Here is a 1076-nt window from a genome sequence, read left to right as displayed (position 1 = left end):
TTTTACCTTCGTCAACATCAACGCCCCATTCGCCACCTTGCCCGGCGTAGCCGCCGATCGAGAACCATAGTTTGTGCAGCCCGCTGCCACATTGATACGCTTCGCGGCGGTTGACCATCAGCCATTGTTGGGCGAAGTCGAGGCTGCCGGCCAAGATCGATGCGTCCAATTTGCCTGGCTTCATTTCTTTGCGAGTTTGCACGCAGAGGATCGGCGTGGCGCCTGCTTTTGAAATGCACGCGACGAGCGCAGCAATCGCTTCAGCCTGCTTGCGTTTGTTGGTGGAGCCAAGACGCAACGGATCGATCACGACCACTTCTAACTCGAACTTCTCGATCCATTTACGCAGGCTCTCCAGGTTCTCCGGAGCCGCCGGCTCCTCGCCCGTCATGTACCACTGCAGGTTTTCGAGCGACCGGTTCTCCTCGCGGGCAGCGCTCCAGCGAGCCGCCAAGTCAGCAAGTTGCGTCTGCTTGTCATTCGCCCCGACGAAGCCAACGCGAAACATCTTTTCGGCCGCGAACTCCCCCAAGAATTTGTCGCCGCTCACCAAGGCCGCGCACAGATCGACCGCCAGCGACGATTTCAATGTCTTACTCGGACCGACGATCACGGCGGGTTCGTTCTTGGTCAGCACGTTCGCAAAGAGCCACTCCTGCGGCTTTCGCTCGGCCAGCATTTCGGCGGTCGAGAGCGTGCGATGCGTTTTTTTCGATTCCTCACCACCGCCAACGTCGAGGCGAACGATTCCTTGATCTGCGTTGAAAAAATCGATTCCCTTCTGTGCGTCAATCTCTTTCTGCACTTTCGCGATCTCGGCGGTGAGCTGTTCGACCTCTTGCTCCTCCTTACGATCTTTCCGCAGCTGACGTACCCGGGCTTGGAACTGTCGGAGTCGGGCTCGGCGCATAGTGGTTCCCTTCGTTCTAGAAAACGGGGTCAGGTCGCTTTTTCGCGGTCGCGTGCTGCGCGTGTAGAAAACTTACTCGCGATAAAGAAACCAGACGCTGTTTCTCATTCGGACCCTGTTTCTCGTGCAACTTTTTGGGGAGGCAAAATTATGAATCGTACTGAGC

General features: G+C 56.9%; 1 protein-coding gene. It reads right to left on the bottom strand.

From position 1 onward, the window contains the following. Positions 1-910 (bottom strand): AAA family ATPase (locus tag C5Y96_RS25985; protein ID WP_146115816.1); only part of this gene is annotated, 910 nt, incomplete at its 3' end. Positions 911-1076: the final 166 nt, after the last annotated feature.

It is taken from the genome of Blastopirellula marina, assembly GCF_002967715.1.
GTDB lineage: Bacteria > Planctomycetota > Planctomycetia > Pirellulales > Pirellulaceae > Bremerella > Bremerella marina_B.
Note: the sequence above shows the minus strand (reverse complement) of the source record. Positions and strands in the feature narration are given on the sequence as shown.